Below are 527 nucleotides of genomic sequence, written 5' to 3'. Positions count from 1 at the left end.
GCGTCGATTACTATCGACGATGTCACCTCAGATAACGTGATTAATGCCAGCGAGTCGGGTCAGACGATTGCGGTCACCGGCAAGGTCGATAATGACGTCAAGGTTGGTGACGCGGTGACAGTCACCGTCGGCAGCGAGACCTATCAGACCACGGTGAATGCCGATGGCAAGACCTGGAGCGTGAATGTTCCCGGTTCAGTGCTGGCTGCTAATGGCGATGTGAGTGCGACGGTCACTACGCGTGATACCGCAGGCAACGTGACTACAGCGAATACCAGCCATGCGTACAGCGTCGATACGGTTGCGCCCACCGCGACCATTACTATCGACGATATCACCTCAGATAACGTGATTAACGCCAGCGAATCGGGTCAGACGATTGCGGTCACCGGTCAGGTCGATAATGACGTCAAAGCCGGTGATGCAGTGACAGTAACCGTCGGCACCGAGACCTACCAGACCACGGTGAATGCCGATGGCAAAACCTGGAGCGTGAATGTGCCGGGCGCGGTGCTGGCCGCCAATGG

The 527-nt window shown here is 57.1% G+C and carries 1 protein-coding gene; it reads left to right on the top strand.

The genetic code is table 11. From position 1 onward, the window contains the following. Positions 1–527, top strand: a 527-nt coding sequence (locus KP22_RS21100) for an Ig-like domain-containing protein (RefSeq protein ID WP_039326391.1), incomplete at both ends; no start/stop codon positions are given.

It is taken from the genome of Pectobacterium betavasculorum, assembly GCF_000749845.1.
GTDB lineage: Bacteria > Pseudomonadota > Gammaproteobacteria > Enterobacterales > Enterobacteriaceae > Pectobacterium > Pectobacterium betavasculorum.
This window is presented reverse-complemented; position numbering and strand designations above follow the sequence as displayed.